General features: G+C 67.0%; 15 protein-coding genes. 7 read left to right on the top strand and 8 right to left on the bottom strand.

The window, feature by feature from the left end:
- The first annotated feature begins 112 nt into the window (after positions 1 to 112).
- A complete protein-coding gene (gene mnmH, locus ACW179_RS09355) occupies positions 113 to 1,183 on the top strand; it encodes a tRNA 2-selenouridine(34) synthase MnmH (protein ID WP_492064017.1) in 1,071 nt (356 codons plus the stop codon).
- Positions 1,184 to 1,235: 52 nt separating this feature from the next.
- On the opposite strand, the gene ACW179_RS09350 is transcribed toward mnmH, so the two are convergent.
- From ACW179_RS09350 to ACW179_RS09325, 6 genes are all read right to left on the bottom strand, one after another.
- Positions 1,236 to 2,744 carry a methyl-accepting chemotaxis protein gene (locus ACW179_RS09350; RefSeq protein ID WP_492064016.1) on the bottom strand — a complete coding sequence of 503 codons (1,509 nt, stop codon included), beginning with the start codon at positions 2,742 to 2,744 and terminating at the stop codon, positions 1,236 to 1,238.
- A gap of 365 nt (positions 2,745 to 3,109) precedes the next feature.
- Positions 3,110 to 4,135, bottom strand: a complete 1,026-nt coding sequence (locus tag ACW179_RS09345; protein ID WP_492064015.1) for a phosphatidylinositol-specific phospholipase C domain-containing protein — start codon at positions 4,133 to 4,135, stop codon at positions 3,110 to 3,112.
- 266 nt (positions 4,136 to 4,401) lie between these two features.
- On the bottom strand, positions 4,402 to 7,329 hold the full coding sequence (locus ACW179_RS09340; RefSeq protein ID WP_492064014.1) for a TonB-dependent receptor: 2,928 nt from the start codon (positions 7,327 to 7,329) through the stop codon (positions 4,402 to 4,404).
- A gap of 115 nt (positions 7,330 to 7,444) precedes the next feature.
- Positions 7,445 to 8,374 carry a FecR family protein gene (locus tag ACW179_RS09335; RefSeq protein ID WP_492064013.1) on the bottom strand — a complete coding sequence of 310 codons (930 nt, stop codon included), beginning with the start codon at positions 8,372 to 8,374 and terminating at the stop codon, positions 7,445 to 7,447.
- Positions 8,371 to 8,877, bottom strand: coding sequence for an RNA polymerase sigma factor (locus tag ACW179_RS09330; RefSeq protein WP_492064012.1), 507 nt, complete (start codon positions 8,875 to 8,877; stop codon positions 8,371 to 8,373). The genes ACW179_RS09335 and ACW179_RS09330 overlap by 4 nt, the downstream gene beginning before the upstream one ends.
- A 103-nt stretch (positions 8,878 to 8,980) precedes the next feature.
- Positions 8,981 to 10,498, bottom strand: coding sequence for a CehA/McbA family metallohydrolase domain-containing protein (locus tag ACW179_RS09325; protein ID WP_492064011.1), 1,518 nt, complete (start codon positions 10,496 to 10,498; stop codon positions 8,981 to 8,983).
- Between the two features lie 144 nt (positions 10,499 to 10,642).
- Between ACW179_RS09325 and ACW179_RS09320 the strand changes: the two genes are divergently transcribed.
- On the top strand, positions 10,643 to 11,707 hold the full coding sequence (locus tag ACW179_RS09320) for a glycosyltransferase family 4 protein (protein ID WP_492064010.1): 1,065 nt from the start codon (positions 10,643 to 10,645) through the stop codon (positions 11,705 to 11,707).
- A 17-nt stretch (positions 11,708 to 11,724) separates the two neighbouring features.
- Positions 11,725 to 13,863, top strand: coding sequence for an amylo-alpha-1,6-glucosidase (locus ACW179_RS09315; RefSeq protein ID WP_492064009.1), 2,139 nt, complete (start codon positions 11,725 to 11,727; stop codon positions 13,861 to 13,863).
- A 339-nt stretch (positions 13,864 to 14,202) separates the two neighbouring features.
- Here the strand turns inward: ACW179_RS09315 and ACW179_RS09310 are convergent, their stop codons facing one another.
- The gene (locus ACW179_RS09310; RefSeq protein WP_492064008.1) at positions 14,203 to 15,702 is read right to left on the bottom strand and encodes a bifunctional aminoglycoside phosphotransferase/ATP-binding protein; all 1,500 of its coding nucleotides are present in this window, start codon (positions 15,700 to 15,702) and stop codon (positions 14,203 to 14,205) included.
- Between the two features lie 141 nt (positions 15,703 to 15,843).
- Here ACW179_RS09310 and ACW179_RS09305 point away from each other — a divergent pair, with 141 nt between their 5' ends.
- Positions 15,844 to 16,470 carry a TetR/AcrR family transcriptional regulator gene (locus ACW179_RS09305; RefSeq protein WP_492064007.1) on the top strand — a complete coding sequence of 209 codons (627 nt, stop codon included), beginning with the start codon at positions 15,844 to 15,846 and terminating at the stop codon, positions 16,468 to 16,470.
- Positions 16,471 to 16,474: 4 nt separating this feature from the next.
- Here ACW179_RS09305 and pdxH read toward each other — a convergent pair whose 3' ends face one another.
- Positions 16,475 to 17,140 carry a pyridoxamine 5'-phosphate oxidase gene (pdxH, locus tag ACW179_RS09300; protein ID WP_492064280.1) on the bottom strand — a complete coding sequence of 222 codons (666 nt, stop codon included), beginning with the start codon at positions 17,138 to 17,140 and terminating at the stop codon, positions 16,475 to 16,477.
- A gap of 92 nt (positions 17,141 to 17,232) precedes the next feature.
- On the opposite strand from pdxH, the gene ACW179_RS09295 reads away from it, so the two are divergent.
- From ACW179_RS09295 to ACW179_RS09285, 3 genes are all read left to right on the top strand, one after another.
- Complete coding sequence (locus ACW179_RS09295) at positions 17,233 to 17,940, top strand: J domain-containing protein (RefSeq protein ID WP_492064006.1); 708 nt, start codon at positions 17,233 to 17,235, stop codon at positions 17,938 to 17,940.
- Between the two features lie 221 nt (positions 17,941 to 18,161).
- Complete coding sequence (locus ACW179_RS09290; protein WP_492064005.1) at positions 18,162 to 18,578, top strand: organic hydroperoxide resistance protein; 417 nt, start codon at positions 18,162 to 18,164, stop codon at positions 18,576 to 18,578.
- Complete coding sequence (locus tag ACW179_RS09285; protein WP_492064004.1) at positions 18,575 to 19,027, top strand: MarR family winged helix-turn-helix transcriptional regulator; 453 nt, start codon at positions 18,575 to 18,577, stop codon at positions 19,025 to 19,027. Before ACW179_RS09290 ends, ACW179_RS09285 begins: the two co-directional genes overlap by 4 nt.
- Positions 19,028 to 19,063: the final 36 nt, after the last annotated feature.

The following is a 19,063-nucleotide window of genomic DNA, read 5'->3' as shown; positions in this document are numbered from 1 at the left end:
CACGGGGACCTTACGATTCCCCGACGCCTCGCGCATAGTCGCGGCGACGAAAAGCGGCGAAGGCGAGATCCGGCAGTATGACGAGCGACCTGCGGCGAACCCCCGAGCGGACATGAAGCCGCTTCAGGTCCTGACATCCGCCGACCCCGCCGCCCTGGCGGCCTTCGACCAGATCATTGACGTGCGCAGCCCCGGCGAGTTCGCCCAGGACCACCTGCCCGGCGCCGTCAACCTGCCAGTGCTGGATGACGCCCAGCGCGCCGAGGTGGGGACGATCTATGTCCAGGAGTCGCGCCTGCGCGCCAACCGCATCGGCGCGGCCCATGTGGCCCGTAACATCGCCCATCACCTGGAAACCGCACTCGCTGACCAGCCAGAGGGCTTCAGGCCGCTGGTCTATTGCTGGCGCGGCGGCCAGAGGTCCAACGCCATGGCCACCATCCTGCAGCGGGTGGGCTGGCAGACCGCCGTGCTGGACGGCGGATACCGGACCTACCGCCGCTGGGTTCAGACCCGGCTGTATGACACGCCGTGCGATCTGGACCTGATCCTGCTGGATGGCGATACCGGCTCGGCCAAGACGGCGATCCTTGCCTGCCTCGCGGAACGCGGCGTTCAGGTGGTCGACCTGGAGGGCTTGGCCTGCCACCGCGGCTCGCTGTTCGGTGCCCTGTCGGGGCAGGCCCAGCCCGATCAGAAGGGCTTCGAGAGCCAGCTCCTCGCGGCCCTCGATGCGCTGGACCCGACCCGCCCGGTGGTGGTGGAGGCGGAGTCGTGCAAGATCGGCAACCGGGTTCTGCCGCCGATGCTGTGGGCGGCCATGCGCAAGGCACCGCGCATCGAGGTCACCGCGCCCCTGGCGGAACGCGCCCGCTATCTGGTCGAGACCTATGGCGACATCACCGCCCGGCGCGAGGCCCTGCTGGCGATCCTGGAGCGGCTGCCGATCCATCCCAGCCTGAGGCGACTGACAGCCTGGCACGAAATGGTCGACCAGGGCGCCTTTATCGAGCTGGCCCAGGCCCTGATGGCCGCCCACTATGATCTGGCCTATGCGCGGGAGCGGCGAAAGTCCGATCAGCCACTGCTGGCCAGCATCACCCTGGATCGCCTCGACCCCGCCACGCTGGACCTGGCCGCGAGCACGATCCTGGAGTCGATACGGCCGTCGAGCCGATCATAGGGATACCCCGAAGGCGCACCCTCCCGAGTCGGAAGGTCGCAGCCAGCAGGGATCAGAATTCCTCCCAGGACTGCGCTGCAGCCTGAGCGGCCCCGCCGGGACGCGCGAAGGGCGCAATCGTAGCCGAGGCTCGCGCCACGGGTTTCGCCGCCGGCGCATGACGGCCAGCCGGGATACGTTCACCCTGCGCGGTGGCCGAGCCCGTCTGAAAGCGAGCGACCAGCGACGCCAGTTGCGCGGCTTCCATCTTCAGGTTCGCGGCCGCAGCGGTGGCCTCCTCAACCATGGCGGCGTTCTGCTGCGTGACCTGGTCCATCTGATTGACCGCAGTGTTGACCTCATTGAGGCCTGTGGCCTGCTCCTGGGACGAGGTCGCGATCTCGGAGATCAGTACGTCGATCTCGGCGATCTTGCTGACGATGCCCGTCAGGGCCTGACCGGTATTCCCAACCAGCCTGACCCCCCGCTCGACCTGGGCCGTGCTGCTGGCGATCAGGGTCTTGATCTCCTTGGCCGCGTCGGCCGAACGCTGGGCCAGGGCCCGGACTTCTTGAGCCACAACCGCAAAGCCCCGACCGGCCTCCCCGGCGCGCGCGGCTTCAACGCCGGCGTTCAGGGCCAGCAGGTTGGTCTGGAAGGCGATCTCGTCGATGACGCCGATGATCTGCGTGATCTGGCCCGAGCTTTGTTCGATCTCGCCCATGGCGGCGACCGCATCGCGCATGACTTCGCCCGAACGGGTCGCGTCGGTTCGGGCGCCGGAGGCGGCGGTTGACGCTTGCTTGGCGCCCTCTGCGCTCCGCCTGACCGTAGCCGTGATTTCGTCCAGAGCCGCCGCCGTCTGCTCCAGGCTGGCGGCCTGCTGCTCAGTGCGACGCGACAGGTCATCCGAAGCCATCGAGATCTCGTCGGCACCGGCGCGCAAACCGCCCGTTGTCGCCGTAATGCCGCTCATCGCCTCGCGCAGGCTGTCGATCGCGGCGTTGAAGTCGTCCTTGATCTGCGCATAGCGACCGAGAAACTGCGCGCTGATCCGCGCAGTCAGGTCACCTTGCGCCATGCGCTTGAGGCTTTCGGCGAGGTTGGCGATGACGTCTGCCTGCTCCTCGGCCGAGCGCTGTCGCTCGGCCTCGGACCGCATGCGTTCATGCTCGATAGCCGTGACGTCCATGGCAAACTTGATGACCTTGTAGGGCTTGCCGTTTTCATCGAGCACGGGGTTGTAGGAGGCCTGGATCCAGCATTCGGAGCCTTCCTTGGTAATCCGCAGGAACTTGCGCGCGATGAAGTTTCCGCTGTTGAGTTCGGCCCAGAAGGCACGGTACTCGGCGCTTTCCGCTTCGCCCGGCGGGACGAAGATGCGATGATGTTTCCCGACGACTTCCTCTGCCCGATAGCCCAGGGCATCCAGGAAATTGGTGTTCGCCCGCAGGATCGTTCCGTCGAGCTTGAACTCGATCACCGCCTGCGATCGATCCATGGCGGCAACCTGCGCCTTCAGCTCACGCATTTCGGCTGCAACGGCGGCTTGCCTGGTTTTGGTCTTGTTAAAAAACGGCATAGCGCGATCTTCCCGGCGCCTTGAACGACGTTCTGCGAGACTTCCTGCAAAATGCTAAATATAATTTAATCGGAATTTCAAACGACAGCATGCCGCAGAAGAGCGCCCCCGAAACGGGTAATCACAGACCGTGCGCGACAATCCGCCTCAGCTCTTAAATCATCAATTGAACTTGACGCGACTCTATCTGGCCCACTGCTGCAACTACACATTGAACTTTGGTGATGCGACATAACTATCGGCGTGCAAGATCTGATCGCTGCCCTGACAGCCGCTTCCGAAATGGCAATCTTTCGTAGCCCGGCCCGGCCATTCCGTAGGTCCATGGCCCCTTCGAACGCCTGACGGACTTCGGGGCCGCGCCTTCAGCGAAAGAACGCCGGCCGAACGACAAACCTCAGCTTCAGCGGATCCGGCGCGCCGGGGTAGTAGTCGGTGCTGATCACCTGGGCGCCGGAGCGCTCGGCGGCGGCCAGCCGGTCAAGATTGCCCGTGCGAGCCTCCTGCGTGTCTGCATCCGCGCGCGTGCGAACAAGATAGCCCTGGGCGACCAGGGCCGTGATCCGCGCCTCATCCGCCACCGGATCCTGAACATTGAACACGGCCGCCTCGGCCTCGGCTTCGCCATAGAGCCCGAACATCACCCTGCCCTTCAGCGCCGGATGGTCTTTGCGATAGAGCTCGGCGACGCGAGGGTTTGAATCCAGCACCAGCAGGACCTTGCCCGTGGCGGCCCGGGCCGAAGGCCAGCCGCGCGTGCGAACCGCGTCGCGAAGCGTCGCCGCGTCGCCGCGCACGTCATCGGGCGTCAGCAGCCTCTGGCGACCGAAAGCCGCCACGGCGTCGGCGTCGATGGCCGCCAGACTGGCCTCGGTGAACGGCTCGGGATCGGGAATGAGGGGGGTGTTGAACCCCTCTTCCTTGGTATTGACGAAGATGATCAGCAGCTGATGACCAGGATGGGCGTCGGACCAGCGCGCCACCTGGCCAAAGCAGTCGGCCAGGGTCAGGCAAAGGCTCCGCGCATCGACCAGCGGCACATGCAGCACCTTGGCCCCCGGGCGGCGCATGATCGCCAGTTGCGCGGCGTCCTGGGCATAGGGCGCGGCGAACCGGCCGCCGGCCGTGTCCGCATAGGGATCGAACTCAAACTGGCGGACGCCCAGGTCGAGCTGATCGCTGATCGCCGGATGGCCATATTCGACGCCGGCGGAGTGCTCGCCCATGACCTGCCGCTGATGGGCCAGGGCGGCGGGATCAAGATCAGGCCGATAGCTGTTGTGCGATCCCAGCCAGCGCAGGGTGTTGAGGCCGGCCTCCTGGGCCTTGGCCGGAAGGGTGCCCACTGTCAGGAGCAGCGTGGCGATCAGGGCGGCCTGCAAGGGTTTCATGATCTGCGCTCCACAAGGTGAGGGAAAGTCGAGGCCCAGGCCAGGCGCGCCGACAGCGGGCCCGAATTGAACCTTCACGACCTTGCGACGGCCAGACCAGAGTCGAACCGCGAGATCGCCAGTGTGCCAGTTAGCCAGGCTTGGTGACGGCTTGGCGACGTCCCGGTTTGGGGCCAGATCTCCAGGGATCGCCGACGCTTGATAAAAAAGGCCCGCCCGGATCATCGGGCGGGCCAGTCGAGGGGAAAAGAAAGCCGCCCCGTGATCTAGAACTTGGCGCGCAGACCAAGGCTCACGGTGCGGCCATAGTGGGTGTAGCCGCCAAACCAGCCGCCCTTGACGAATTGCCACTGGGCCGCGTCGGTCAGGTTCTGGGCTTCGATCGCCGCCGTAATCCGGGGCGTGATCTTGTAGCTGACACTGGCGTCCAGCGAGCCGAAGGCGCTGTCGTTGAGGGCCGAAAGGCCCGCCCCGCCCACATCCTGCAGGACGTCATCGACCCAGCTGTAGCTGGCCCGGGCGGCGAAACGGTCCTTCTCGTAGAAGCCGGTCAGGTTGAAGCTGTTCTTGGCGACATTGACCATCTGGTCCTTCAGCGTGGGCGAATAGGTCGCCTCGGTGTCGGTGTAGGTATAGTTGGCCAGGAACCCCAGGCCGTCGAACGGAGCCGGCAGGCTCTTGAACAGATGCTGATAGGCCAGCTCCACGCCCTTGATCGTTGCCTGACCGCCATTGGTCGGCGAGGTCAGCAGATAGGTCTGGCCGTCGACGACGATGTTGGTCTTCTGGCTGTAAACGAAGGTGGTGATGTCCTTGTAGAAGGCGCCGGCAATCAGGGCGCTGCCCGGGGCGAAGTACCATTCCAGGGTGGCGTCATACTGCCAGGCCTCGAAGGGTTGCAGTTCGGGATTGCCCCCGACGGCGGTCAAAACCGTGCCCGACGAGTTCAGGGTCAGGCGCGGTGCCAGATCCGCCAGCGACGGACGGGTGATCACCTTGGCGGCGGCCACGCGGGCTTGCAGGCTGTCTGACAGTTCCAGCACGAAGTTCGCGGTCGGCAGCACGTCGCTATAGGTCTTTTCGTAGCGCACCGGGATCGCCGCGCGACCGTTGTCGGCATGACCGGCCGAGACCTGCTTGGTTTGGGCGGCTCGCACGCCGACCTCGCCGCGCAGGGGCAGGCTGAAGAGGGTGGTGTCGATCTCGGTCAGGGCATAGGCGGCGGCGATGTCTTCGGAGACGTTATAGGAGTTGCGCTGGTCGGCGCGGGCCGTGCCCGTCTGGGCCTTGTCGGCAAGGGTCCAGAAGGCGGCGGGATCAGGCATGGCCCAGGTGGTCGGCAGGGTCCCCGAGACGTCGCCGAGGAAATCGCTGACGGGGAAGGCGTCGAAATAGTCGGCACCGAAGGTCTTGTTGGCCAGGTTGGTGGTGTAGTTGATATCGGCGCGATTATAGTCACGCTGGCGCTCGCGATACTTCACGCCGAACTGGATGCGGGTCAGCGGCCCCCAGGACACCGGACGTTCCGCGTCGAACTGAAGGGCGATTTCTTCGTCGGTCGAGTCATTGACCCGCCATTCGATCCGCCGGAACGGCAGCAGGGACGGGGTGTTGAGATCAGCGGTCAGCAGCTTGACGCTGGGCACAGCCTCGTCATCGGCCCTCGTCATCGCGAAGGTCGTCTGACCGATCGGTCCCAGCAGACGCGTGCGGGTGATCGGGTTTGAGGTTTCCGAGAAGGCCCGGGCATAGGCCAGGTCGGCCGTCAGGGTCCAGTCTTCCAGCTTCTGGCGGATCTTGCCGGCCAGCATGAAATTGTCGTGCGCCAGGTCACTGACCTCGCGACCGATCTGGGTGGTCGAGGACACCGTGCCGCCGACCAGGACATTGTCCTTGATCACCGCCGAGCCCGGAACCAGGGTCGTGACGGTCTGGTCCACCGAATAGGTCAGTTCGTCATAGTGATCGTCCAGCTTGGTGTAGCTGGCGTCGAAGCTCACTTCCGTCTCTTCGCTCGGGCGATACTGGGCCGACAGCACCAGGCCCTTGCGCTCGCGATCCTCGCGCTCGAGCGTCGGGCGGATCGCGGACGGATAGAGATTGATCCCCTGGGCGATCAGGCTCTTGCCCAGGGTGGTCGTCGGGTCCGAATAGCTCCAGCTCACGCCGGTGATACGGTCCTGGCGCAGGGTCCGCTGATCGAAGACCGCAGCGGCGAGGACGCCGAAGGTCTGGGCCTCATTGCTCCAGCTGACCAGGCCCGAGACGCGCGGATCTGTTTCGCCGGCCAGCTCAGGCCGGCTGGCCGTGGCCGACAGGGCCACCGTGCTGCGCCCAAGGTCCAGCGGGCGGAAGGTCTTGATATCGACGATACCGCCGATCGCGCCTTCATCCAGCGAGGCCAGAGGCGTCTTGCCCACCTCGACCCCGGCGACCAGTTCGGACGGCAGGGTGTCGAAACGGAACTGGCGACCGCTCTGGCCGCTGTCGCGCATGTTCTCGTTCACGGCGGCGCTGCGGCCGTTCAGCGTCACGATCTGAAAGTTCGGACCCAGGCCCCGCACCCGGACAAACAGGCCCTCGCCCCGATCGCGCGTGATGGCGACGCCGGGAACGCGTTGCAGCGCTTCGGCGATGTTGTTGGAGGGAAACTTGCCGATATCCTCGGCCGAGATGCCGTCGACGACATTGGCCGCCTTGCGCTTTTCGGCGAGGGAGCGCGACAGCGAGTTGGCGAAGCCGCCGGTGACCACGACCTCTTCGATGGTGGTGTTGTCGGAGGCCTGAGCATCCGGAGCGGCGGCCTCCGGCGCGGCGCGGGCGGCGCGCGCCTCGGTCGGCGCGGTAGAGATCGGCTGGGCGGCGGGTCGCAGGATGGCGCTGCCGCCATTGCGCACAAAGGTCAGGCCGGTGCCCCGCAGCAGCTGGCTCAGGCCCCGGTCGGGGTCGAGCGCGCCCTTGATCCCGGCGGTGCGCTTGCCCCGCAGCAGCGCCGGATCGGCCAGGACCTGCAGCCCCGTCGCGCGCGAGAAGGCCGGGAGGGCCGAGGCCAGATCGCCGGCGGGGATGGTGACGTCGATCTTGACGGCAGGCGCAGCGGCGACCGCCAGGCTGGGCGCGACAACGCAGGCGCTTGCCAGCAGCAGGGCGACGGCGGAGGCCGAACTGCGCCAGGTCCAGGTCTTGAAGGTCATTGATGCATCCCCGAGATCGCACGGCGCTGTCGCCGGCTTCGGCGGGGAAGACGTCGGCCGGCGGCTTTTCCGGACAGGGATATTTGTGAAGTTTCAGCGACGCCCGTGAACCGGTTCACCGCTCCAGGACCAGCCGGCCGCCCTGCTCGCGCGCCGTGAAGCCATGCATCAGGGCCAGGTTACGCACCAGGACCTCGGGTTCGTCGAGCCGGAAGCGCCCGGCCACACGCTGCTTGGCCAGAGTCTTGTCGGCGATGACGATGGGGGTGGCCGCAACGCGATTGAGCCGCTCGACCAGTCTTTCCAGGGTGACGCCGTCGGTTTCCAGCCAGCCCGTCCGCCAATCCTCGGCGGCGGGATCAAAGGGGCGGATGGCAGACAGCTGGCCGTTGATCGCGAACGCCCGCTGGCCGGCGGTCAGTTCGGCCGAGCGATGGATCAGGCCCGTCGGCGCCAGCCGCACCCGGCCCCGGTGCACGGACAGTTCCAGACGGTCGCCGCCACGCTCCAGATCAAAGGCCGTGCCCAGCACGCGCGCCGAGCCTTCCGGCGCACTGACGATGAACGGCCGGGCGGTGTCATGAGCGACATCGAAGAACGCCTCGCCGCGCACCAGCTTCACGCGCCGCCGGTGCGCGCCAAACTGCACCTCCAGCCGGGTTGCGCCTTCCAGGGTGACGCGGGTGCCGTCGGCCAGGACAAGATTGCGCTGTTGCCCGGCGACGGTCTCCAGCGGGATCGGGCGAACCATCGAGAGTTGCAGGTCAGGCCAGATCAGCACGGCGGCCACCGCGCAGGCGGCCAGGCTGAGCCCCCCGACGACGGCCCTACCGAAGCGGCGTGGCGATGGCCTTGCGCACGCCCTGACGCTTCGGGTCAGCGCCTCGGCCAGGGCCGGGTCCTGGGTGGTGCTCCACAGTTGCTGATAGGCGGCTGCATGGGCTGGGTCGGCCGATTTCCAGGCCTCGAAATCCACATCGTCCGCGCCTGGGGCGTCCATGCGGCGCGCTACCCAGCGCGCGGCGTCCTGGCTCACGCGGCTCATGGCCGGCCTCCCGGACGGCGACGTTCGGCCTTGGCGACCTCGCGCTGGAGCTGCTCCAGAGCACGGACGACATGCTTCTCGACGGCGGCTTCGTTCATGTCGAGGTCAGCCGCAATCTGGCGGCAGGTCTGGCCATGCAGGCGGCGGCGAATGAACACGTCGCGGCGCAGCGGCGGCATGGCGTCCAGGACCTTGCTGAACACTTCAACCTTCTGGCGATGCATCAGGATCTGCTCCGGCGCGGGGGCTTCGCAGGCAATGTCGTCGTTCAGGATCTCGACCGGCCGCCGCTTTCGGCTTCGGAAATGATCGCGCACCAGATTGAGCGCGATGCGATAGCCCAGGGCGGCGCGATCAACCACGGTCCGCGCGCGCTCATAGGCCAGAAGGCGGGCAAAGGTCTCCTGCACCAGATCATCGGCGGCGGCGGGATCGCGCGTCCGCTGGACGATGAACTGATACAGGTCTGCGCGCTGGGCCCGGACGCTCGCCAGGTCGCTCATCGACGCGTCTCATCGTCATGTCGTCGAGCGACGGAGATCTCGTGCAGCGCGGCCAGCATGGACGCCGGGTAGCATCGGTCTGTGACAGTTCCGTAGTGGCGGCCTACCGCACGGCGATGAAGACGGGGTTGGCGTAGAACCACAGGTCCGACCAGGGGTCTTCGCCCAAGGGATCGGGTTGCGGCTCAAGCTCGGTGCCGTTTGTCCCCCTGATGCGAACATAGCTGGATCGGCGCACGTCCTTGAGAACATAGGTCATGGACAGACGCTCGCCGTCCCGCGCCCAGGCCCCGGGCTTGAAGCTGCGGACAACGCGGGTTGTCGGGTTCGCGTCCAGTTGGCGATCCGCCGACGGTCCCGTCACGTCGCCCTGGATCAAGTCGATCCGGGACACATCAGGCGCGTATCCGCCGAAATTCTTGCCCGCCGGGTCGCGCACGCGGATGACGATGGTGACGTCGCTGCCGGCCGCCACCTCAAGCCGCCCGCCGATGTCCGCCCGCCGGGCACCGTCAGCGCTGATGGCGGTCACCTCCACCTCGGAGACCAGATCGCCCAGGGTCACGAACACCCGGCCATTGCGCAGGCCATCCAGCACGTCGTCATAGGTGTGCACGGCCTTCACATAGGTCTTGGAGTATTCGCCGGGCCAGAAATCGCTGCCGCCGTCGGTATAGTGGCGGTGCGAGTCCGAGGTCGAGGTGATCCACCAGCGGCGTCCCTCGCCCAGCATCGAGTCCCAGAACCCGCCCAGCCGCGCCGTCATCGGATCAAAGCCGCCCATGGTCGGCGTACGCGAATAGCCGCCCCGGTCGCCCTTGGGATCGATCGAGCCATCCGGTTTCAGGCTCGAGGCCTGATGTCCGGGCGCGCCCTCCATCCCCACGGCGACTTCGGGAGCCGTATCGTTCCAGGCCCGCAGTTCGGACGGCGAAACAAGGCCATAGCGCCCAGCTGCGGGCGATGAGCGGGAGGGGTGGTTGGCAATGACCACGGGCGGCTGTGGCAGGGCCCGCATGTGGCGCAAGGCCTCCAGCATGAAGGCCTCCTGATCGCGCGCGGGATCGGCCGGCCAGGGTTCGCGCCGGTTGTACTGGCGCTCGATCCCAAACAGCACGTCGCGTTCCGAGGCGTTCCTTGGAAGGATCAGGCTGGAATGCTCGGCGGCCGGTGTGTCCAGTTCCATGCCCCAGAACTGCAGCACGCCAGGCGTGGCCCGACGGGCGCGAAGAAGTTCGGGATAGGCCTCGTCGCGGTTCAGCTTGGCGTGGTTGGGACCCCCATGGTCGGTCGCGACCATCCAGGACAGGCCATGCCTGGCGGCCATGGCGGCATTGGTCGTGATCGGATTGCTGGCGTCGCCGGCCTTGATCAATTCGGGCGGCTGAGAGGGATCGGCTGCGGGCTTTACCCCGACACTGAACCAGCTGTGCACATGGTGGTCCCCCGCCAGCCAGCGTCGCGCCCCGGGGTCTACCGGACGGCTGGACCGCCCCTCGGGTGCCACGGGCACAACCGCATGGCCGGGATGGGCGGTCGCCGAAGGCGCCGGCACGGCAATCAGGGCCAGGACGAAGGGCGCGATCACCGTGGATCGAAGGCTGGAGAAGGACTTGTGCATGCGGCAGGCCCTAACGGCGAAATGCGACACTTGTGTTTCAGGCAGGGCTGCGAACGGCAGGGCCGACCTCAGACGGAACCAGCCGGTCCTCTGGTGGTTTCATGAAGCGGTCACAGTCTTGACCAGATCGCGGAAGGTTCCACCATGCGCATCGCCCAGGTCCCGCCGCTCTATGAGGCCGTCCCGCCCCGGCTCTATGGCGGCACCGAGCGTGTCGTGGCGCATCTGACCGACGCCCTGGTCGAACTGGGTCACGACGTCACCCTGTTCGCCAGCGCCGAGGCCCAGACCAAGGCCAGGCTGGTGGTCGTGCGCGATCAGGCCATCCGCCTGGATCCTGCGCCGCTGAAGTCCGACCTGGCGGCGCATCTGGCCATGCTTCTGGAGGTGCGCGATCGCGCCGACCAGTTCGACATCATCCACTTCCACACCGACATGCTGCAGTTTGGGCTGTTCGCCGACATCGCCGGAAAGACCTTGACCACCCTGCACGGCCGGCTGGACATGAAGGACCTGCCCAACCTCTATCGCCGCTATCCGCAGTTCGGTCTGGTCTCGATTTCCGACTCCCAGCGCAAGCCCATACCGGACGCCAACTGGGTGGGCACGGTGCTGCACGGGGTTCACACCGACAGCTACAGGCCGCGCCCAGACAATGCTGAAGGCTATCTGGCCTTTCTGGGTCGCATCTCGCCCGAGAAGGGTCCAGATCGCGCCATCGCCATCGCCAGGGCTGCGGGTCGCCGCCTGAAGATCGCCGCCAAGATCGACCAGGCCGACCGGGCCTATTTCCACGAGGTGGTCGAACCCCTGCTGGCCGATCCCATGGTCGAGTTCATTGGCGAGATCGGTGATCGCGACAAGGGCCGGTTCCTGGGCGGCGCTGACGCCCTGATCTTCCCCATCGACTGGCCCGAGCCTTTCGGCCTGGTGATGATCGAGGCCATGGCCGCCGGTGCCCCCGTGATCGCCTATGATCGCGGTTCGGTGCGCGAGGTGATCGAGGACGGGCTGACGGGTTTCATCGTCAACAGCGAGCAAGAGGCGGCAGATGCCGTGTCGCGCCTTGGCAGCCTGAGCCGCCGCGCCATCCGCGACCGCTTCGACCTGCGCTTCTCGGCCACGGCCATGGCGCGCCGCTACCAGGCGCTCTACGCACAACGGGTCGAGATGCGCGGCCCAGACCTTGGCCTCGTGCGCAGCGCCTGAGGGGATAGAGCCCCGACATGGATGACATCGCTTACGTTGCGCCCACACCGGCCAGCGAGGAAAGAACCGGGGAGCCCCGCCCGCCCTCGCCGCTCTACGCCCTCAAGGACGATGACACCTTTGTCGTGGCCGACGCGTTTGGCGACATCGGCGGGGTCGGCGACGGGATGTTCCACAACGACACCCGCGTGCTCTCGAAATACAGACTGACCCTGGGCGGCCAGGCACCGTCACATCTCAGTTCGTCGGTGTCGCAGGACAACGTCTTTTTCAACTGCCACGCCACCAACCAGACCCTTCCCCTGCTGGGCGCGGGCGCCGCGCAGCACGGCGCGATCCATCTGGAGCGCAAGCGCTTCCTGTGGGACCAGCGCTGCTATGAGCGCATAACCTTCGTCAATTACAGCCGCGACCTGGTGATGCTGCCGGTCAGCCTCGAGATGGAAGCCGACTTCAACGACATGTTCGAGGTCCGGGGCTCCAAGCGGGGCGCCCAGGGCCAAAGAAGCCTGCCGGTAGCTGAAGGCCGCTCGCTCAGCTTCGCCTATGTCGGCCTGGACAGGGTGCGGCGCGAGAGCGTGGTCAGCTTTTCAGAGCCCCCGGGAAGGCTGACGCCATCGCGCGCCGACTTCCTGTTCATGCTCTCGGCGGCTGACCGCTTCGAGCTCTATATCGAGATCGGCCCGACGCCCGGTCCCCCGCCGACGCGGATCCGTTGGCGCAACGCCGCCGCGCGCGCCAAGCTGAGCATGCGCCGTCGCATCCGCCGTGGCGCACGTCTGCACAGTTCTGGCCGGCTGTTCAACGAGTGGCTCGACAAGTCGCGCGCCGACCTGGCCCTGCTGACCACCGAGCTGGACACCGGCCCCTACCCCTATGCCGGCATTCCCTGGTTCTCGACCCCGTTCGGCCGCGACGCTGTCATCACCGCCTGGCAGGTGCTCTGGATTCAGCCTGATCTGGCCAGGGGCGTGCTGTCCTATCTGGCCAAGCATCAGGCGATCGAGATCTCGGCGTTCCAGGACAGCGCTCCAGGCAAGATCATGCACGAGACCCGGCGCGGCGAGATGACGGCCCTGGGTGAGCTGCCGTTTGGTCGCTACTACGGCGGGGTCGACACCACACCCCTGTTCGTGGGCCTGGCCTGCGCCTATGCCGAACGCACGGGCGACATGGCGTTTATCGACGGCCTCTGGCCAACCCTGCTCAAGGCCGTCAGCTGGATCGAAGAGTTCGGCGACAGCGACGGCGACGGCCTGATCGACTATGCGCGCGGCGCAGCCAGCGGCCTGTCCAACCAGAACTGGAAGGACAGCGAAGACAGCGTCTTTCACGCCGACGGCAGTTTTCCCGTCGGCCCGATCGCGGTCGTCGAGGTGCAAGGCTATGCCTTTGCAGCGTTCAAGGGCATGGCAGCCCTGGCCACGCGGCGCGGCGACGCCGCAAACGCCGAGCGCTGGTCGCAGAGGGCCGAGACCTTGCGCCAGACGGTCGAAGACCGCTTCTGGATGGAGGATCAGGGCTTCTACGCCATGGCCATCGACGGGGCCGGCAAGCCATGCCGAGTGAAGGGCTCGAACCCGGGCCATCTGCTGTTTTGCGGTCTGCCGACCCCCGACCGCGCCAGGCGGGTCATCGACACCCTGCTGGGCTCAAGCTTCAATGCCGGATGGGGCCTGCGTACCCTCGCGTCGGGCGAGCCGCGCTATAATCCGATGTCCTACCACAACGGCTCGATCTGGCCTCACGACACCGCCCTGTGCGTGATGGGCATGGCCCGCTATGGCGAGCGTCAGGGCGTGGTGCGGATGCTGGCGGGGCTGTTCGAGACCGCCGTCCATTTCGAGATGCGCCTGCCCGAACTGTTGTGCGGCTTCTCCCGGGCGGCCGGCGAGCCGCCGGTGGCCTATCCGGTCGCCTGCCTGCCCCAGGCCTGGGCCGCCGGCTCGGTGTTCATGATGCTGCAGGCCTGCCTGGGCGTCACGATCGATGGCTGGAAAAGCCAGGTGAGGCTGACCGATCCCCGACTGCCGATCGGCGTTGATCGCCTCGATATCGAGAGCGTCGATCTGGCGAGCGGGGCGGCCGATATTCGCCTGCGCCGATCTGGCCACCACACCCGCTCACGCGTCGTGCGTCACCGAAGCTCGACATAGCTTCCGGCGCGCGGCCTGGGCCCTTTCAGACCCCCTATACCAACGGCCGTTGATCCTGACCTCAGAAGGTCAAAACCTTAAAGTACCCCGTCACCCCGGGACTTGTTCCCGGGGCCCATGGTTCAGCTTCATCGTGAGCGTTCTATTCTGCGCCGCACCTGCGGTGGAACGATGGGCCCCGGGAACAAGTCCCGGGGTGACGACGTCGTTTGAGCGCAAGGCGTCGAGCTGAGCGGCGCCTGGTATTGGCCGTCTCACACCTGCCTGAAACAAGGCTCTAGAGCCTTGTTTTCGCGCGCGTTTCATTCCGAAAACCGGTTCCCACTTTTCGGAACGCGCCTAGCCCATGGTCTCGGCCAGGGCGCGGGCCTCGTCTTCGAAAGCACTGACCGTGTCGACGCGGCGCCAGTCGATGGGACCGGTGTCGCGCGACAGCTGGGTTTCCAGCACCGCCACGTCGGCGTCGGAGGCGTCGTTGACGCGGGCAGCGACGCGGGCGCGCAGGACCTCCGGCGGGGCCTCCAGCCAGACGCCCTGGAAGGCGACGTCGGCGCTCAGCGCCAGGGCCAGGGCCCGTGCCCGTTCTTCGGGCTTCAGGAACACAGCGTCCAGCACCACCGAGCGACCGGCCTTCAGGGCCAGGGCCGCATCGCCGAACAGCTGGTCATAGACCCGCGCGCTCATCTCCGGCGTATAGGCCTCGCGCGGCAGGCGCTGCAGCGAGGGCACGCCCGACAGGCGCTTGCGGATCTCGTCGGTGCGCAGCACCACCGCCCCGGGGGCCGAGCCCAGGCCCGGCGCGCAGACGCGGGCAAAGGTCGACTTGCCCGATCCCGACAGGCCACCAGTGGCCACCAGGCTGACCGGCTTGGGCGCCAGGTGCTCCAGCGCCGTGGCCAGATAGGCCCGCGCCGCCTCGTCATCGCCGGTATAGGCCCAGACGTGGGTACGCACCGCCGCCCGGACCGACAGCATCAGCGGCAGGGCGGCCAGACCCGTCCACAGACCCTCGCCGAAATGGCGGGAGGCCTCGTCGAGATAGGCGTTCAGAACCCGCCCGGCCGCGTCGCGGCGACGGCGGAAATCCAGATCCATCAGCAGGAAGGCCAGGTCGTACTGGATATCAATGTCCGACAGGGTGTCGTTGAACTCGATGCAGTCGAACAGGATCGGCTTGCCGTCCTCGATCAGGATGTTGCCCAGGTGCAGGTCGCCGTGACAGTGGCGGGCGAAGCCTTCGCCGGCCCGGCCGTCCAGCAGCGGCCCCAGCCGCTCCAGGGCCAGGTCGGTTTCGGCCACCAGCCGCTCCACGGCCAGCGAGCCCAGACGCGGGGCCAAGCCCCTCAGCAGATTGGCGTTTGAGCGGATGGTGTAGCCCAGGGCGTGCACGCCGCCGCCCTGCGGACGCGGCGCAGCGCCGGCGTGAAACAGCGCCACGGTGCGGCCCAGGGCGTCTTCCAGCGCGTCGTCGATGGCCCAGGGCTGGGTGGCCAGCACGCCCTGCTCGTCGAAGCGACGCATTTCCAGGGCGTATTCGAAAACCTCCCCGGCCCCGTCCATCTCCAGGCCGCCGTCGGCGGCGCGGGTCAGGCGGCGCACCGCGCGATAGATATCGGCGGCGGCGGCGCGGTTGAAGGCCAGTTCGCGCTCCAGCGCCCAGCGCCGCAGCTCCAGCGTGGAGTAATCCAGAAAGCCGAAATCGACCGGACGCTTGACCTTGAACGCCGCGTCGCCGATCAGAAAGACGCGGGCGCATGACGTCTCGATGGTGTTTTCAGCCTGGCCCTGGAACCAGGTCGCCACTTCCTGTTCGCGCGCGGCTTCGATGTCCTTGTTCACGCCCAAAATCCTGTCGGTTCGCGCTTAAAAGCTGGCATTGGCGTCCCATAGCCGAATCTGAAGCCGCCGTCCTCGCGCCTTGCTTGCGCCAGCACCCGACACTCGATTAACTTGCACTCAAGTGGAGCACAGAGTTTTCAAATGTTGATGGGCGCCGGCCTCAAGAGAGCCGAACACAAGCGAAGTGAGATCCTGGTCGCGGCGCGCGCCCTGTTTCTGCGCGAAGGCTATCGTGACGCCGGGATGGAGGTGGTCGCCCGCGCGGCCAGCGTCTCCACCGCAACGCTCTACGCCTATTTCCCCAGCAAGGCCGACCTGTTCCAGGTGGTGATCCTGGAAACCGTCCGCGATATCGCCGCCCCGGTGCGTGAGAGCATCCGGGTGAAGGGTGATGCCCGCACGCGCCTGGTCTCGTTCACCCGCGCCTATACGGCCTTCTTTGCCACGCCGATAACCCGCTCGATCTTCAGGCTGGTCACGGCCGAGCGTCGCCGCTTCGAAGAGGTGGCCGAACACTTCCAGCAAAGCGCCCGCGACGAACTGGGCGGCGTGGCCATCTCGGTGATTAACGACCTGATCGCCACGGGAGAGATCGCCGTCGAAAAGCCCTCCTGGGCTGCCGGCCAGCTGATGGGCATGATCGACCATGTCACCCTGGTGCTGGGCCTCTCGGCTGGCGACGACGCCCAACCGCGCCGTCCCCTCAATGACATCGCCGACGACGCCGTCGAGACCTTCCTGGCGCGGTACGGGGTGAAGGCGGGCTGATTCCCTATGGAAACAGCCGCAGCGTGCCCCAGCTTTCGCCGTCGCGCTGGTAGACCAGCCGTTCGTGCAGGCGGAACGGGCGATCGCGCCAGAACTCGATGACCTGCGGGATGACGCGATAGCCCGACCAGTGAGGCGGGCGCGGCACCTTGCCCAGACCAAATTTCAGGCCCATCTCGGCAACCCGCTTTTCCAGCGCCAGACGGTCGGGCAAGGGGCGCGACTGGTCGCTGGCCCACGCGCCCAGCTGGCTGTGGCGAGCGCGGCTGGCGAAATAGGCATCGGCCTCGGCCTCGCTCACCGGTTCGACTTCGCCGCGGATCCGCACCTGGCGACGCAGCGACTTCCAGTGAAACAGCATCGCGGCCTTGGGGTGGGCGTTGAGCTCCACGCCCTTGGCGCTCTGGGTGTTGGTATAGAAGACAAAGCCCCGCTGATCGAAATCCTTCAGCAGCACCATGCGCGAGTCTGGCAGGCCATCAGCGTCCACCGTCGAGACCGCGACCGCATTGGGGTCATTGGGCTCCTTTTTGCCGGCCTCGGCCAGCCATTCGCCGAACAGGGCGAAGGGATCGTTTTCCGGCAGCAGGGGCAAGGGCGGAGCCGCCGTCACCTGGCGGACATAGTCGTCCTCGCTGGGCGAGGCGGGGATCAGGGGGGCGTCGGTCATGCAGAGGATATAGGCCCGCCAGGCGCACAGCACCACCACGCCAAAGTCTTAACTTAACGCCCCGTTGACCAAGTCGCGGCAGGGTCGCGGCGATGTCCGTTCGTACGCCCTCGTCCCTGACCCTTTCGGCCGCTCGCGCCTTGCTGGGCGTCGCGCCCGGTGCGGACGAGCGCGAACTTCGCGCCGCCTATCGCGAGGCCGCCAAGCGCGCTCACCCCGACCGGCCGGGCGGCGACGCGGCCCTGTTCCGCGACGTCCTGGCCGCCTATCGCCTGTTGCAGGACCAGCCGCCGGCCCCACCGATCCATTTCCCGCCGGCCTGCACGCCCCCGGCTGCGCCCCTCAAGCAAGCCAGCCTCGACATCGACGTGGCCACCGCCGTCGCGGGCGGGGTCATGGACCTGGCCATCGACGGGCGTCGCCTGCGCCTGACCCTGCCGCCGGGCCTGCGGGTCGACGACAGGGTGCGGGTCGACGGCATCACCTTCGTCGTGCGCCACAACAGCGCCAAGGACGCCCTGATCCGGGGCGACGATCTGTGGCTGACCGGCAAGGTCGACAAGCGTGTCCTGGCCGAAGGCGGCCGGATCAAGGTCGACACGGCGCTCGGCCCGCGCCTGGCCTGGATCTCGACCAAGGCGGCCTCGCGCGGCCTGGTGCGCCTGCCCGGCCAGGGCCTGCCCGCGCGCGGCCACCACGCGGCCGGCGACCTCTTCCTGCGGCTGGAGGCCGTCAGCTCTGGCGTCGAAAGCGCCGCCCGCTCGCTGCTCAAGCGCTTTGCGGCGGCCTGGGCGGCCTAGGGGGAACGAGATCCTCCCCTCTTGGGGGAGGTGGCCCAAAGGGCCGGAGGGGGCCTGCACGGCCGCCCCCCCAGCTTGCCCCCTCAGTCGCTCCGCGACAGCTCCCCCAGAAGGGGAGCATCCGAAATCCCATCGCACGCGATTTAATTTCACCCCCAGCCCTTGCATTTATATCGCGCACGATTAAATCGCTATCATCATTCTTTCGCAAGGAGCGACCCATGACCACCCTGTATGAAGCCCGCGCCACTGTCGTCGGCGGCCGTGAAGGCCATGTCCGCAGCGATGACGGCCTGCTGGACGTTCAGCTGTCGATGCCCAAGGCCCTCGGCGGCAAGGAAGACGGCACCAATCCCGAGCAGCTGTTCGCCGCCGGCTATGCCGCCTGTTTCCAGAGCGCGATGGGCTTCGTGGCCCGCCAGCAGAAGATCGCCCTGACCGGCTCGCAGGTGACCGGCGTGGTCGGCCTTCTGCCCATCGAGGTCGGCTTCAAGCTGGAAGTGACCCTGGACGTCGAGACCGAGGGCCTGTCGCAGGCCGACGCCGAAGCCCTGGTTGCGACGGCGCACAAGGTCTGTCCCTATTCCAACGCCACGCGCGGCAACATTGATGTCGCCATTACCGTAAAGGCCAAATGAGCCAGTCCAAGACGACGCCGTCCGTCACCGCCCCGGTCGAGGTCCTGCGCCTCGACCGGCAGCTCTGCTTTGCCCTGTATGGCGCGGCCAATCGCATGCAGCGGCTGTACCGGCCGCTGCTGGACGCCTTGGGCCTGACCTATCCGCAGTATCTGGCCATGCTGGCCCTGTGGGAGCAGAGCCCCCGCACGGTGGGGTCGCTGGGCGATGCGCTGGACCTCGACTCCAGCACCCTCACACCGCTGCTCAAGCGGCTGGAAGCCGGCGGCCTGCTGGACCGCACGCGCGATCCCCAGGACGAACGCCGCGTAATCGTGGCCCTGACCGACAGGGGCTTAGCCCTGCGCGACCAGGCCCTGTCGATCCCGGAACAGATCTTCTGCCAGGTGGGCCTGCCGCTGGACGAGCTTGGTGCCCTGCGCGACAAGCTGAAGACCGTCGCGGTTTAGGGCTGCCTGGCCACCTCGGCTGCAGTGTTGGGCGAG

This window comes from Caulobacter sp. AVps18, assembly GCF_058681425.1.
Note: the sequence above shows the minus strand (reverse complement) of the source record. Positions and strands in the feature narration are given on the sequence as shown.